This window comes from Nostoc sp. ChiQUE02 (assembly GCF_034531305.2).
Taxonomy (GTDB): Bacteria; Cyanobacteriota; Cyanobacteriia; order Cyanobacteriales; family Nostocaceae; genus Nostoc.
Genome location: NZ_JAVRBN020000052.1, coordinates 1 through 15,039 on the forward strand (window position 1 = coordinate 1; position 15,039 = coordinate 15,039).

Annotated in this window: 10 protein-coding genes; 6 read left to right on the top strand and 4 right to left on the bottom strand. The window is 42.2% G+C overall.

The window, feature by feature from the left end; all coding sequences use genetic code 11:
* Window positions 1-574: 574 nt before the first annotated feature.
* The gene (locus tag RM347_RS30635) at window positions 575-4,291 is read left to right on the top strand and encodes a beta strand repeat-containing protein (RefSeq protein ID WP_322715568.1); all 3,717 of its coding nucleotides are present in this window, start codon (window positions 575-577) and stop codon (window positions 4,289-4,291) included.
* A 479-nt stretch (window positions 4,292-4,770) separates the two neighbouring features.
* Here the strand turns inward: RM347_RS30635 and RM347_RS30640 are convergent, their stop codons facing one another.
* Window positions 4,771-5,070 carry a 2Fe-2S iron-sulfur cluster-binding protein gene (locus RM347_RS30640; RefSeq protein ID WP_322715569.1) on the bottom strand — a complete coding sequence of 100 codons (300 nt, stop codon included), beginning with the start codon at window positions 5,068-5,070 and terminating at the stop codon, window positions 4,771-4,773.
* A 156-nt stretch (window positions 5,071-5,226) separates the two neighbouring features.
* Complete coding sequence (locus RM347_RS30645; RefSeq protein ID WP_322715570.1) at window positions 5,227-6,081, bottom strand: uroporphyrinogen-III synthase; 855 nt, start codon at window positions 6,079-6,081, stop codon at window positions 5,227-5,229.
* A 237-nt stretch (window positions 6,082-6,318) separates the two neighbouring features.
* Here RM347_RS30645 and RM347_RS30650 point away from each other — a divergent pair, with 237 nt between their 5' ends.
* The 4 genes from RM347_RS30650 to RM347_RS30665 all read left to right on the top strand — a co-directional run bounded on the left by RM347_RS30650 (window position 6,319) and on the right by RM347_RS30665 (window position 10,621).
* Window positions 6,319-7,230 (top strand): S1C family serine protease, encoded by a 912-nt coding sequence (locus RM347_RS30650; RefSeq protein WP_322715571.1) that lies wholly within the window; start codon window positions 6,319-6,321, stop codon window positions 7,228-7,230.
* 534 nt (window positions 7,231-7,764) lie between these two features.
* Window positions 7,765-8,601 (top strand): S1C family serine protease, encoded by an 837-nt coding sequence (locus RM347_RS30655; protein ID WP_322715572.1) that lies wholly within the window; start codon window positions 7,765-7,767, stop codon window positions 8,599-8,601.
* Window positions 8,598-9,230 (top strand): response regulator transcription factor, encoded by a 633-nt coding sequence (locus RM347_RS30660; protein ID WP_322715573.1) that lies wholly within the window; start codon window positions 8,598-8,600, stop codon window positions 9,228-9,230. Before RM347_RS30655 ends, RM347_RS30660 begins: the two co-directional genes overlap by 4 nt.
* 161 nt (window positions 9,231-9,391) lie before the next feature.
* On the top strand, window positions 9,392-10,621 hold the full coding sequence (locus RM347_RS30665; RefSeq protein WP_322715574.1) for a glycosyltransferase family 4 protein: 1,230 nt from the start codon (window positions 9,392-9,394) through the stop codon (window positions 10,619-10,621).
* Between the two features lie 192 nt (window positions 10,622-10,813).
* Here RM347_RS30665 and RM347_RS30670 read toward each other — a convergent pair whose 3' ends face one another.
* Together RM347_RS30670 and RM347_RS30675 are read right to left on the bottom strand one after the other, a co-directional pair.
* The gene (locus RM347_RS30670; protein ID WP_322715575.1) at window positions 10,814-11,095 is read right to left on the bottom strand and encodes a hypothetical protein; all 282 of its coding nucleotides are present in this window, start codon (window positions 11,093-11,095) and stop codon (window positions 10,814-10,816) included.
* On the bottom strand, window positions 11,088-11,321 hold the full coding sequence (locus RM347_RS30675; RefSeq protein ID WP_292783841.1) for a hypothetical protein: 234 nt from the start codon (window positions 11,319-11,321) through the stop codon (window positions 11,088-11,090). Before RM347_RS30675 ends, RM347_RS30670 begins: the two co-directional genes overlap by 8 nt.
* Before the next feature lie 909 nt (window positions 11,322-12,230).
* On the opposite strand from RM347_RS30675, the gene RM347_RS30680 reads away from it, so the two are divergent.
* A complete protein-coding gene (locus tag RM347_RS30680) occupies window positions 12,231-14,903 on the top strand; it encodes a beta strand repeat-containing protein (protein WP_322715576.1) in 2,673 nt (890 codons plus the stop codon).
* Window positions 14,904-15,039: the final 136 nt, after the last annotated feature.

The following is a 15,039-nucleotide window of genomic DNA, read 5'->3' on the forward strand; positions in this document are numbered from 1 at the left end:
ACGGTCGTTATTATTGCCCAGTAAGGGTTTTAAGCTGATTTACAGACGTATTTAGCATAACAAGTAATGAAGAGCCAAAAACGCCAACCAAGTCAATAGCATGATCGCAGGATCATTTCATTACTTACTGGGATAGCAAGGCGTAAATAAACCAACCATGCCCGGTTTATCTAAATAAATCTGGTATCTCTATCTTTTATCCCAACAAAAGCACATATAATTACTTCAGATTTACTTAATAAATCAACTGCAAATTTAAATTTTTAGCACATATTAGTTATTACAGTAATAATACTGTAGTATATTTTATATTTTTAGCATAGGTTTGTACTTAGTTATAATATTAGTTTTTTCTGTTTTACCTCAACAAAAAGAGGTTCTAATTACCCATTTAATTTAGGCATGGAAGCGGATATCTAAGTATTCGCTTCTTATTTAGTGCTGTGTTCCTAAAGTATTAGATTCGAGTCAACAGTTACAAGTTGCCAAATTTTATTTATTAACAATAATCAAGGTGCAACTGCGAGAAAACAAAACTTCTAAAACCTAAACTATTTTTGCAGAGGAATTGTAAATGCCAACCAATACAGCACCAACACTGGACAACACTGGTAATCCCATACTAGTCACTATTACCCAAGATATAACCACCGCCGATAACCTCGGCACTCTAGTTTATGGCATCCTTGCTAAAGGTGCAGGTGGCGACCCCATTACTGATGCAGACACAGGTGCAGTGGAAGGAATTGCCGTCATTGGTGTAGATAATACCAATGGCAAATGGCAATACTCCACAGATGGCGGTAATAACTGGATTGATTTCGCTGTGTCTGCCACTTCTGCAACATTGCTCAGAGATACAGAAAAAGTCCGTTTTCTCCCCAATGCTGGCTACAACGGTACGGCTAAAATCACCTTCCGCGCTTGGGATGCTTCAGATGGCAACGTTAGTGGCACTACTGGCGTAGATCCAGGTGTTGGTGGGGGCACAACTGCCTACAGTACTGCTACGGAGACTGCTAGCATTGCGATCGCACCTCTTGTAGGATTAAGACCCTATTCCATCATTACGGGCGACTTTAATAAAGATGGTAATACTGATTTGGTAACGGCAAACAAGTCCTCCCAAAGCGTTTCGGTACTTTTGGGAAAGGGTGATGGCACTTTTAAGCCTGCCAGCAACTTTAGCGTGGTCGGGTTCAACGGGTTAAATCCTTATTCTGTCGCTGTAGCCGACTTCAATAAAGACGGAAAATTGGATTTGGTAACGGCAAACAATTCCTCCAGTAACATTTCGGTGCTATTTGGAGATGACAAAGCTACTGGTGGCTTTGGACCTGCTGTCAATTTTGCTTTGCCATCAGGATCTTCTCCCATATCCCTCGTAGTGGGCGACTTCAACAAGGATGGAAAATCTGACATAGTAACGGCAAACAATGCCTCCCAAAATATTTCACTGCTGCTAGGAGATGGTACTGGCGGCTTTGGAAATGCCATAAACTTTAAAGTTCCAAGCCGTCCTAGTTTCGTTACAGTAGACGACTTCAACGGGGATGGAAAATCTGACCTAGCGGTGACAAGCTCTTACTTCAACAACGTCTCAATCCTGTTGGGAAATGGTAAGGGTAGTTTTAACTCAGCTACCCCATTTAATGTGGGAACAAATCCTAATTCTGTCATCGTAGGTGACTTCAATAAAGACAGCAAATTGGATTTGGCGGTGGCGAATTCGGACTCTAACAATGTTTCAGTGCTGTTAGGAGATGGTAGTGGTGGTTTTGGAATTGCCACTAACTTTAACGTCGGGTTAAATCCCGTATCCGTCACGGTAATTGACTTCAACGGGGATGGAAAATCTGATCTAGCAGTGGCAAATGCATATTCAGATACAGTTTCAGTGCTGCTAGGAGATGGCACTGGTAGCTTTGGAAATGCCACGAACTTTAACGTAGGCACAACACCTCATGCTGTCACTGTAGGCGACTTCAACAAAGACGGTAGATATGACTTGGCGGTGGCAAACAGTGAATCTAGAAATGTTTCAGTGCTACTTAATAATCCCAATAATCCCGACGTTCCCGTCATCCCTGTGCCGATACTCATCAACGAAATTCTCTTTGATCCCCCAAGTACAGACGTCCCTAATGAATACATCGAACTGCGTGGCACTCCCAGTACAACTATACCAAATGGAACTTATTTAGTTGGAATTGAGAGCGATAACAACACTAACCTTGGCAAAGTTCAAGATATTTTTGATTTATCTGGTAAGCAGTTTGGCAGCAATGGGTTGCTAGTTCTTCTGCAAAAAGGCAGTACTTATACAGTCAACTCTGGTGCAAATGTCCTAACTAATACTGGAACTGGAGCCGGATGGGGGAACGGAGCCTCAAGCTCAATCGGTCACACTGGTGCAGCAACCGACATAGCAAACGGGTCTGTTAGTTTCTTCCTGATTCAAACTTCCAATGCACCCACCTTAAGCAATGATATTGACTCCAATAATGATGGTATTCCTGATGCTACTCCATACCCAAATTGGACTGTGCTGGATTCAGTTGCCGTTTTAGATGGGGGAACTACAGACAAAGCATATAGCTCGATTGTATTTAGAAAAGGTTCTACTGGTAGTTCAGTTCCAAATGCCACAGTTGTTGAGACTTCATTTACCGCTGGATATGTCGGGCGTTCAGGTGATACTACAGGTTCAACAGCCTCAGATTGGGTAGCAAGTTTAATCACTGGGACAGCACCGAATTTGACATTAGGTACTGTTACTAACACTGTTGCTAACACATCACCTGGAAACTTTGCCGAGCAACCATTGAATCACATTGGCAATACTAACTTTGCTCCTCCTGCTAATCTCAATTACGCCATTTCAACTGCTACCCCAACTGTGACTGAAGGTAATAGTGGTAGCAAAACTGTCAGTTTCACCGTGACTCGCAGTGGTAATACTGCCATTGCCACTACTGTAAATTATGCCTTGGATGGCACAGCAACTTTTGCCAGCGACTACAATAGCGTTAAAGTTGCAGGTGTCACAGGTAGTTCATCAGGGACTATAAAATTCGCCGTTGGGGAAACGACAAAGACCGTTTCACTCAATATTTTGGGTGAGAAGGTGACTGAAACTGACGAAACCATTAATCTTAACCTGAGTTACCCCAACCAAATAGCTGCGAGCGCTCCTGCTACAATCACGATAGTTGATGATGACAATGCACCCACTATCTCGATCGCAGATAAAAGCGGCAAGGAAGACAGTGGCAATTTTGTTTTTACAGTCAAACTCTCCAATGCTAGCAGTAACGTCATTACAGTCGCTTACAACACTAGTAATAATACTGCGATCGCTGGCATTGATTACACCCCAGTTACAGGCAGTCTGACTTTCAACCCTGGAGTTACCACTCAAACAATCACCGTGCCGATTCTTAATGATTTCGTTGCGGAATCAACTGAGAGCTTTTTTGTCAATCTCACCAACCCCAGCAATGCCAGCATTGCTGATAACAAAGCTACTGGTACGATTACTAACGACGATATCGCAGGTTTCAGTATCTCCCCCATAACTGGACTAGTAACTACAGAAGCTGGTGGCACAGCTAGTTTCAATATCCAACTAACTAGCCAACCCACTGCTAATGTCACTTTCAATTTGAGTAGTTCTAAGGTGAGTGAAGGTACTGTCTCAGTTTCTAGCGTTACATTTACCGCAGCTAATTGGAATACGCCTCAAACAATCACCGTTACAGGTGTTAATGATAATATTGTAGATGATAACATTGTTTACCAAATCATTACTGGCACAGCGGTTAGCAGTGATGCCAATTATAACAATCTCAACCCTAACGATGTTGATGTCGTTAACATTAAGAACGGTAACCAAATCAATAGCATTATCACTGGTACAGCCAAGTCTGATACCTCCTTGCAGGGAACTAGCTCCAACGATCTGATTTTTGGCTTTGCTAGTAATGACGTAATTGTTGGCGGACTAGGAAACGATCAGATTTATGGCGGTTTGGGTACTGATAATCTCACAGGAGGTGCAGGTAATGATATATTTGTGCTTGCCAAGAGTGAAGGTAAAGATACTATCAAAGACTTCAATATCAGTGAAGATTTGATTGCATTAGCAGGCGGTTTAATTTACTCAGGTTTGTCTATTACTCAGAGCGGCAGCGATACCTTGATTAAGGATACTTCCAATAACCAAAGTGTTGCTCTGTTAACTGGAATTACGGCAACAAATTTAAATGCTAGCAATTTCATTACTTACTAGTGCAGCACGGCGGAAGTTTGCCTACCTTTAACAAGTTTTTCAGAGCAACTTGTCTAGTTAATTGAGATGGTAGTTGCATTGACATCCTGCTGTAATTCTTTTTAGGCATCACTTTTAAGAAGATTTGATTCGTTTGTTCCAAGTCAGGGTAGATATAGCCATCTATTGAAATATATAAAAAGCGCTCCCCTTTTGGAGAGCGCTCTTTAGTGCGAATTACTAAGCTTATACAGATTTTTTAGGAAAGTGCAAAATTTTAAATCTAGTACGGTGTGTTATCGCCGAGAGTACGGTATCACCTCAGATTTTAGGGGTGTTTATCCTAACACAACAGCAGTTATGATGCCTGCTGGTGCGTATGTGTCTCTACAAGAGGCTGCACCAAGGGTGGTACTCCTTTCGGAGAACCCGCAGGATTGCTGCTGCTTAATTCTACCTCCCCTACAAAACTTGCTCTTTATTAAATCCACATTTCTTAGTTAACTGTTAAGTGCTTCTTCTTGATGGGTTTCGATTACACAGTCAGAAGTGGCATAGGCCACGCAGGTGAGAACAAATCCCGCTTTTATTTGATCGTCGTCTAAGAAGTTCTGATCGTCTTGGTTAACTGTACCTGAAATCAACTTCCCGGTGCAGGTAGAGCAAGAACCAGCGCTACAGGAATAGGGTAAGTCTAGATCATAGTCATTATTAGCAACCTCTAGGATGATCTCATCATCAGGGACTTCAATTATGTGTTCACCGTCTGGGGTACGTAATGTTACATTGTAAGTTGCCATGAAAAAATTCCTAACTCAATATAAACTCCATTTTCGATACTACGGGTTTATGTGCTGCTAGTCTAGAGTTGATTGTGGTTGATTGTGATTGAATGTTTTAGATTCTCAAGCGGTTAGTTGGGCTAGTTTATATGTACCAAAAGCTGCACACCAAAATCACAGAGGAAAAAATGCTGCGATCGCTTCAGCAAATCCCTCAAATGAACTATAATCCCTAGACACTATAGAGACGTTCATACCCAACTTTCGGGCATTAGCAGTTGTATAAGGGCCGAAACATGCAATAATGCAACGTTCATAATCGCTTTGCGAGTTGACCATTGTCAAAAAGCTTTCTACTTCCGCCGTGCTACTAAAGGCAATTACATCGATCATTCCTTGACGCATCAGGTTTAATTCAACACCGTAGATACTTGCGTCTAAACCCTGTGTAATATATGCGGGTACGCGAGTTACTTCTATGCCCAATTGCTGCAAATCCGTAATTAAATTGGGTACAACATCAGGCTCAGGCAAACCAACAACTTCTGGAGCAGGTATGAGCACTTTTTTGCCGTAAATTTGCGGAAGTTTCGCTAATTCAGCCACAATCCCGCCTGGGCTAGATTCTGTTGGAATTAAATCTACCTTGCCACAAAAAGATAATAAGCTTTCTGCATCTTTTCCCAAAGCACATAAGTGACATTTTTGTACCACAGAGATGGGAATATCTAAATCATTCATCCGGTGGAAAAATGCAGTGATGCCATTTCTACTTGTGAAGATAATCCAATCAAATTCACCTATATGGTCTAGAGCAGTATCTAACTTAGTGTAGTTTGATAAATAGCAGGTTTCGATAGTAGGCATGAAAACAGGTAAACCACCTTGTTTGATAATTTGTTCAGATAACCTATAAGCATAATTTCTCGGTGCTGTTACTAAAATTCTCATGCCATATAGAGGTAATTCTCTAGAGGGAGTCAGCAGATTGATTTCTCTTGATTGGGTGTGCATTTGTTTATCTGCCATTTCATTGCTATTCCACCTTAGAATGCAATACGCTTGGTGTTCGTGATATTTTGCCCCGGAAGATCCCCCCAACCCCCTTAAAAAGTGTGTCGCTACAGGCGGGGGGATATTATCCAAACCGTATTGATATAAATCCTAGCCATTTTTCTAGGATGAATTCTCCCCATTTTTCCGATGCCATCTGGGTTGATAAAACGGCACGATATGAACATCTAAGAACGTTTGCAGAAAAATCTTATGTCTTCATTACTGGCTTTGTCCAACAGTTTAGCTGACACCGTAGAACAAACTGGGAGTGCTGTGGTTGCAGTTAATGCGGGTACTCGTGTTTCCCCAAGTGGCATTCACTGGCGTAATGGCATCATTGTTACCTCTGATGAATCTCTCCAGCGCTATGACGACATTACCATCACTTTATCAAATGGTAACACTGCACCAGTAACACTCGTGGGTCATGACTCTAGCACCGATATAGCTGTTTTTAAACTAGAAAATCTAGAAATACCTGTGGCTAAAGTTGGGGATGCCAAAACGCTTAAAGTCGGTCATTTGGTACTAGGACTGGCAAGAGGTAGCGAAGGTGACTTAAGGGCGGCGATGGGTGCGGTCAGCGTGGTTAGTGGTGCTTGGCGGAGTATGAGTGGCGGTAATATTGACCAATTCATCCGCCCAGACATCACCCTTTACTCTGGCTTTGCAGGTGGGCCGTTGGTAGATGCTGCTGGTTTTGTGGTAGGCATGAATACATCGGGGCGGCGTGGTACTGCTTTGACTATTCCCACTGCTACAGTCGATCGCGTGGTTGACCAATTAGTAGCAAAAGGACGCATTTCTAAGGGGTACTTGGGTGTGGGAATGCAACCTGTACGCTTACCGAAAAACCTAAAAACTGCACTCAATTTAACTTCTACAACTGGGGTAATTGTTGTTAATGTTGAGCCTTCTGGGCCCGCGGACAATGCAGGTGTGTTGCTTGGCGATGTTTTGGTCACATTCGATGGCGTAACTGTGGGCGATACAGGTGATGTGCTGGCGCTGCTCAATAGTAGCGATCGCATTGGTAAAACTGTCAACCTGCAAGTTGTCCGGGGTGGAGTGTTAATTGAGTTAGCGATCGCAATTGGCGAACGACCTACTAAGGAGGAATAAGTGTAAGCAGGGGAGGCAGGGGAGGCAGTGCGGTCTTGGGGTTTCCCCAAGTAGAGCAACTGCCGTGGAGCAGGGGAGGAAGAATCCGATCGTCATCTTCGCTCTAAAAATTGGATAATTTAATTTCCGGAAATCCCTTAACTAGCTCTGTCAAGATTTATCTAGATTTTATATTCATTCGAGCTTCTGAACTCGGAAGTTGCACCTTTTTACTCGAACGTTGAGCTTCTGAACTCGGAAGTTGCACCTTTTTGCTCGAACGTTGAGCCTCTAAACTCGAAAGTTGCACCTTTTTGCTCGAACGTTGAGCCTTTGAACTCGGAAGTTGCACCTTTTTGCTCGAACGTTGAGCTTTTGAACTCGGAAGTTGCACCTTTTTACTTGAACGTTGAGCCTTTGAACTCGGAACTGTCAAAATTTGCTTTCCAAAGTTGGGTTAACTGATATCTTGCAGCATTCTCAATTATCCCAACTCGACTAAAAACTATTGTCAGCCAACAGATTCTACTTTGACATGGGGAAAAATTGCATAACATGGCAAACACAACATTAACTAACATCGCTGCTGAATTGACAGAGGTAGCTGCTAAACTACGCCTACGCACTGTCAAAGTGAAAAGTGGCTCTCTGGGAGTCGGTTCCGGTGTAATTTGGCAATCTGACGGACTAATTATCACTAATGCTCATGTGGCAACCAGCAACCGTGCAACCGTGGAATTGGCAGATGGAAGGGTATTTGATGCGGTGCGTACACAATTTGACCCACAGCAAGATTTAGCAGCCCTGAAAATTGTCGCCACTAATTTAACTGCTGCAACCATCGGCAATTCTGAGGAACTGCGAGTGGGTGAATTAGTTTTGGCGGTAGGTAATCCGTTTGCTGAAAGTGGTGCTGTGACAACTGGAATTATCTATGCAAATAATCCACGAGCAGTTATGGCGGATTTGCAGCTGTATCCTGGAAATTCTGGGGGGCCGCTTGCTGACTGTCTCGGTCGAGTCGTGGGAATTAACACCATGATTGTTAATGGTTTGGCTGTAGCAGTTCCCAGCAATACCGTTGAGCGTTTTTTACAGGGAAATAGTCGTCCGCAACTGGGAGTCACACTGCAACCTGTACTTTTAGGTAGGCGTAGCTTGGGTTTATTGGTATTGTCAATTCTACCTGGCAGTGCGGCGGAAACTGCTGGTGTACAAATCGGCGATGTTTTAATTGGAGTTTCGGGGCGATTATTCACTAGCATGAATGATTTAACTAAATATCTCCACGACAGTAAAGGATCTGTGCCGCTACAACTCCTACGCGGTGGGCAGCAATTCACTATTTATGTTGCCGTGCAGTCTGGGAAAACTGCTGTGGAGGCGACATGATCCGGGTGATGGTAGTTGCCACTTCCCCTGTAGTGCGGGCAGGGTTATCAGCGGTGGTGACTACCAATCCTCGGCTGACGGTTGTGGGGAGTGCATCCGATTTGGATGTATTGGCAAGGGAAGTTGGGCAATTACAACCAGATGTGGTGCTGGTAGATTTGAGCGGCAATCTTCAACAATCGGTGTGGGAAAAATTGCTGCTCATTCAAGAGGAGCAATACCCATTGGCAACGATCGTCATTGTTGAGGAACTTGACAGCATTGATTTAGAGACAGGGTTACGTTCTGGTATCCGAGGAATATTGCCCAGTTCTAGCACAGAGTCGGAAATTGTCGCTGCTGTAGAGGCGATCGCTTTTGGTTTGGTGGTGCTGCACCCGGATGCTGTAGAATTACTGTCTATCCGGGAAAAAATGGTGGCAAATCCTGTGCAAACCTTGACACCACGGGAGATAGAGGTTTTAGCAATGCTTGGTTCTGGGTTGGGAAATAAAGCGATCGCTAAAGGCTTGCATATTTCTGAGCATACTGTCAAATTTCATCTCTCATCCATTTTTCAAAAGCTCAGTGTCTCCAGTCGCACGGAGGCTGTTGCTGTAGGTGTGCGACTAGGTTTGATTATGCTCTGATCTGTAGTCATTTTCGTGTTTTTGCGTCCCCGTGTCAGCCCTAATGATAAGTATTCAACCGGACTTGATATGACTCCTGAATTCTTTTTGATAAATCAAATGATGACATACAGCCTCCAATGAGGTCATGGTGTATGTATCACATTTGATTCATCACTTATATGAACATTTTAATGCTATCTTCCACCTTTCCGTATCCACCAACACGCGGGGGAACCCAAGTCAGGACATTTAATTTACTTAAATACCTGAGTCAACGCCATAGTGTTACCCTCGCAACTCAACGCGAGGGCGATGTTACAGACGCAGAAGTAGCAGGATTACGGGATTGTGTGGATCATCTAGCCATTTTTGAACGCCCGCCAGATTCTGGAAACACCGGAATACTCCAGAAAATACAGCGATTTGGAAGATTTTTGCAACAGGGGACACCGCCAAGTGTACTCAACCGCTACTCAGTTGAGATGCAAACATGGGTTAATAACTGGGTGGAAGCGGGGAAATGTGATGTGATTACCTGCGAACATAGTGTCAATGAAATTTATGTGCAGCCACATTTTCAGAAACAGCTAAAAACCATAGTTAATGTTCATAGTTCTGTTTACGCTACTTGTCGAAACCAACTATCAACCGGCATTTCAGAAAATTCATTCAGAGACAAAATTAATCTGCCACTGTTGCGTCGTTATGAGCAAAACTACTGTGCTAAGTTTTCGGCAATTGTTGCGACAACAGAAGAAGATAAAATTCAACTACAAGAATTTAACCCCAATAGTGAAATTACAGTTATTCCCAATGGCGTAGATTTAGTTTCTTTCCCCAACCGCACCACCGATCCAGGTGGACATCGCTTAATTTTCATCGGTGCAATGGATAATTTAGCAAACATTGATGCTGTCTGCTTTTTCAGCAACGAAGTTTTGCCAGAAATCCAAAAATTGTATCCCGATACAACTTTCGATATTGTCGGTTCGCATCCAGTACCAGAAGTTTTAATACTCGATCAAAAACCAGGAATTAATGTGATTGGGCGTGTGCCTTCAATGGTAGAATATTTGCATCAAGCTACCATCTGCGTTGTACCCATGCGGACTGGGTTTGGCATTAAAAATAAAACTTTAGAGGCAATGGCAGCTGGTATACCTGTAGTAGCTAGCGATCGCGGCTTAGAAGGATTAGCCGTGGATGGTGCTAGTCATAGATTACGGGCATTACGAGCCAATAAACCAGCAGAGTACGTCACCGCTATTAGTCAACTATTTGATCGTCCACATCTGCGTTCAGAATTGTCTCACAACGGCAGACAACTTGTAGAAACAGAATTCACTTGGGATATTGCTGGTAAAAGCTATGAAACAGTTTGTCTTGCGAGGAGTAATACTAATTTGTAATTAGGACAGACCTAAAAATGCTTGATCTAATAAAAATCCCATTTTATGCTTCTAGATAAATTCTAATTGTTCTATCTTGTCGCTGTGGGGCAAATATTTGTAGAGACGTTGCAATGCAACGTTTCTACATCGGTAGTGCACATTATCTTATGTAAATCGTAATGGTTCAGGGTTAACTGGTAAAGAAACACGTCAATTATTGTCAAATCTAGTCGTAGCTCCTAACACAAGTAGTTTCTTATGCTTACGCTTATTCTTATTCTTGAGGGTAATCAAATAATTATCTACGTAGCGAAAAGCTGCTGCACAGTCGTAATCAGCAATGGCTATAGCTTGTAAGAAAACCTTTGGGGGAATTTCAAACCCTAAAAATTTATCTGTTAAGATTAACAATTCTTCATCTGTAGCAGGAAAAGTAGTTTCTTCTGCGCCTTCTGAATCAGAAAATATATCTTCAATTAATGCTTTATACACTTTGTACCTCCCCAAAAGCATAAGATGCAAAGCCTGTGATAAAGTTTAGCTGCTGATCGCGAGTTTGTAAGTTAACTGGGAGTTCAGTACCAGGACATCCTATCTCCCGCAAAATCTCCAAACAATAAGCACCGAGTTGAGTGTATGGAGCTTGCTCCAATTCTTGAGCTACTTCTAGAGCCATCTCCAGATTGACTTGGATAACCGTCTTTACAGGGTTGGTCATAAACACGCCCTAATAAACTGGATGCTCTAAGTTTTGATCACAAGCAGAAATAGCGTAACGGTGTTTTTGCGGAATTTATGAAGAGAGGAAATTAAAATATCAGCGCATTTGCGGTAATCTACCCGAAATTATGCAAACTTAGCTGAGAGCTAGGCAATTTTGATCTAGGTGCGATCGCTGTACGAAAAGACGTTGGCGTACCCCTTTGGGGAAGCAAGTGTCAGAAACAAGCGATCGCTCACCAGAATAAAGTATAAATACTTAAAAAACAATCATTTGTACAAAATAAATGTCAATACATTGCCTATTTTGTGCATTCACAACTTGCTTGTTTATGTTAGGTACAATATCCAATCTGTTTAGTAGATTCCTTCCCATATTTTTCCTTATACCCTTACCAGTTAAGATTTAAAGGCAAATTATTAGTTTTTATTTTCACATTAAATATGATTTTTTTCACTGAATAATATTATCTGTAGTATGCACTATATCTTGATCTTTTTAAGTTGTATATTTTTATTAATTACACATTGACATAAACGCCAAAATATCCAAACATGCTTTTTAATGCTTCTAGCTAGATTTTTCAATTACCTTTTGGTGATGTCTGGCTTGGGCTAGTCCTATGCGACTACAAAAAGCTAAAACGACCTATTTACTTTGATTTATAAGACTATTCTTATGTAAAGTGCGTAAATCTTAATTTTATGACTTCTCAATTTTTCTGACATAAAAACACATTTTTAAAAAACCCAAACCCTTGGTATTTTTCTTTTGCCAGAGATATAAAACGGTATTAATTATATTTAGGTTTATTTCATCATAAATTTATAATTCCCATCATTGTAATATGCGAGTATTACAACGTTCAAAAGAATTTGATCTGCAAAACTATAAAGGTTATACATTATGTCCAATATTGTTGGAACTCCTAACAATGACTTTTTGTTGGGTACTATTGGTGACGATCAGATTTCTGGTCGTGCAGGCAATGACAATATCTCCGGTAATCTTGGAAATGATCTAATCGATGGTGGAGATGGGAATGATACGTTGGCTGGTAATGGGGGTAATGATACATTCAAGGGCAGCCGAGGTGACGACAACATTGATGGCGGAGATGATTTTGATACGGCAGACTACGGCAGCTTAGGCAAAAGCATCACCCTGTCAGGTGTAGGAACAATTACCAAAGGTGGCGGACTTGGCAAAGACCAAGTTTTTAAAGTAGAAAGGGTAATTGCTGATCTCACGGTTGCCAACAACACTATAGATACATCTCAATCTTTGTCTGGAGTACCTGCTGTTGCTGACTTGCAAGCCCAAACCATCTCTGCTCTTAACGTTCCTGGCCTGGGAACATTGACATTTAATGTAGTCAACTTTGACAACGTTATCGGCACAGTTAACGATGACACCCTTAAGGGCGACAGCCAAAATAACCAATTAACTGGTCTGGCTGGTAATGACCTCATTGATGGTAGAAGTGGTAACGACCTGATTGATGGTGGAGATGGCAATGACACGTTGTTAGGTGGTGCTGGCGATGACATCTTCAAGAGTGGTCAGGGCGACGACAGCATTAATGGTGGGGATGGCTTTGATACCGCAGACTATAGTAAATTAGGTCAAACTATTACCCTCTCAGGAGTAGGGACAGTTACTAAAGGTGGTGGATTGGGACAAGACCAACTCTTGAAAGTAGATAAGGTTATTGCTGATGCTAAAGTTGCCAACAACACTATAGATGCGTCTCAATCTTTGTTTGGAGTCCCTGCTGTTGCTGACTTGCAAGACCAAACCATCTCTGCTCTTAACGTTCCTGGTCTGGGAACATTGACATTTAATGTAGTCAATTTTGACAATGTTATCGGCACAATTAACGATGACACCATTAAGGGCGACGGCCAAAAGAACCAATTAACTGGTCTTGCTGGTAATGACTTGATTGATGGTAGAGGTGGCAATGACCTGATTGATGGTGGTGAAGGCAATGACACATTGTTAGGTGGTAATGGCAATGACACCTTTAAGGGTAGTCAGGGTAATGACAGCATTGATGGTGGAGTTGGCTTTGATACCGCAGACTATAGCAAACTAGGCCAAACTATTACCCTGTCAAATGTAGGGACAGTTACTAAAGCTGGTGGATTGGGTCAAGACCAACTCTTTAAAGTAGAAAAGATTATTGCTGATTCTACTGTTGCCAACAACACCATAAATGCTTCCGCATCTTTGGCTGGTGTATCTATTACCGTTAACCTACAAAGCCAAACGTTGACAGCCAATAACGTTCCTGGTCTGGGGACATTGCCATTTACTGTAGTTAACTTTGACGATGTCATCGGTACAAATGAAGATGACAGCATTACTGGTGATAGCCAAAGTAATAAATTAACAGGCAATGGCGGCAATGACACATTTAGAGGCAGTCGAGGTAACGACAGCATTGATGGTGGAGATGGCTTTGATACAGCAGACTATAGCAGCTTAGGCAAAAAAATCACCCTCTCAGGTGTAGGGACAATTACTAAAGCTGGCGGTTTCGGAACAGATACAGTCTTTAAAGTAGATAGGGTAATTGCTGATGCCAGCGTTGCCAACAACACGATAGATGCATCTCAATCTTTGTCTGGGGTAGCTGCCGTTGCTGACTTAGAAGCCGAAACTATCTCTGCCCTCAACGTTCCTGGTTTGGGAACATTGACATTTAATGTAGTCAACTTTGCCAATGTCATCGGCACAATTAACAATGACAGCATTAAGGGCGACGGTCAAAATAACCAGTTATCTGGCCTAGCTGGGAATGACCTAATTGATGGTAGAGATGGCAATGACCTGATTGATGGTGGACTTGGCAATGACACATTGATAGGTGGTGCAGGCGATGATACCTTCAAGGGCAGTCGGGGTAACGACAAGATTGATGGTGGAGATGGTTTAGATACAGCAGACTACAGCAAACTGAATAGAGCCATCACCCTATCAGGTGTTGGGCAAATCACAAAAGCTGGCGGCTTCGGCACAGACACAGTCTTTAAAGTAGAAACAGTTATTGCTGATGCTAGCGTTGCCAATAACACCATAGATTCCTCTCAATCTGTTGCTGGTGTATCTGTCATCGCTAACTTACAGGAGCAAACTATCTCTGCCCTTAACGTTCCTAGTCTGGGGACAATAACATTTAATGTACTCAACTTTGATAATCTCATCGGTACAAATGCAAGTGACAACATTACTGGCGATAGCCAAAATAATCGATTAGAAGGTAGAAATGGTAATGACACTATCTCCGGTGGCTTCGGTAATGACTCCATCATCGGTGGACAAGGTAACGATATTCTCAGCGGTGGTTTTGGTGCAGATAAGTTTATCTTCAATAGCTTAAGTGATGGTATTGACATCATCAAAGATTACACCTTTGGTCAGAGTGACGTAATCCAAGTTTCTAAAGCAGGGTTTGGTACTAGTAACAGTGGCGACTTTACGTACGACAACTCTAGTGGTAACTTGTCTTTCTTAGGAAATCAATTCGCCTTCCTTGAAAACCTCTCATCCAATGTGACTATTCAGTTGGTCTAAAATTATTACAAGTCAAAACTTCATAACAATTTAAAGCTTTTCAGCTTTTATAAGTTCGTTGTGGAATCACTGACTAGTAGTAGACCAACAACAAATTGAGCGTGGTACAGACACGAGAAATTGTGTCTGTAACCCA

Bases quoted from the DNA above. Each gene is read 5' to 3' on its own strand.
- RM347_RS30655 (WP_322715572.1), top strand. From the start codon at position 7,765: ATGGCAAACACAACATTAACTAACATCGCTGCTGAATTGACAGAGGTA.
- RM347_RS30660 (WP_322715573.1), top strand. From the start codon at position 8,598: ATGATCCGGGTGATGGTAGTTGCCACTTCCCCTGTAGTGCGGGCAGGG.
- RM347_RS30645 (WP_322715570.1), bottom strand. From the start codon at position 6,081: ATGGCAGATAAACAAATGCACACCCAATCAAGAGAAATCAATCTGCTG.
- RM347_RS30640 (WP_322715569.1), bottom strand. From the start codon at position 5,070: ATGGCAACTTACAATGTAACATTACGTACCCCAGACGGTGAACACATA.
- RM347_RS30665 (WP_322715574.1), top strand. From the start codon at position 9,392: ATGAACATTTTAATGCTATCTTCCACCTTTCCGTATCCACCAACACGC.
- RM347_RS30675 (WP_292783841.1), bottom strand. From the start codon at position 11,321: ATGACCAACCCTGTAAAGACGGTTATCCAAGTCAATCTGGAGATGGCT.
- RM347_RS30680 (WP_322715576.1), top strand. From the start codon at position 12,231: ATGTCCAATATTGTTGGAACTCCTAACAATGACTTTTTGTTGGGTACT.
- RM347_RS30635 (WP_322715568.1), top strand. From the start codon at position 575: ATGCCAACCAATACAGCACCAACACTGGACAACACTGGTAATCCCATA.
- RM347_RS30650 (WP_322715571.1), top strand. From the start codon at position 6,319: ATGTCTTCATTACTGGCTTTGTCCAACAGTTTAGCTGACACCGTAGAA.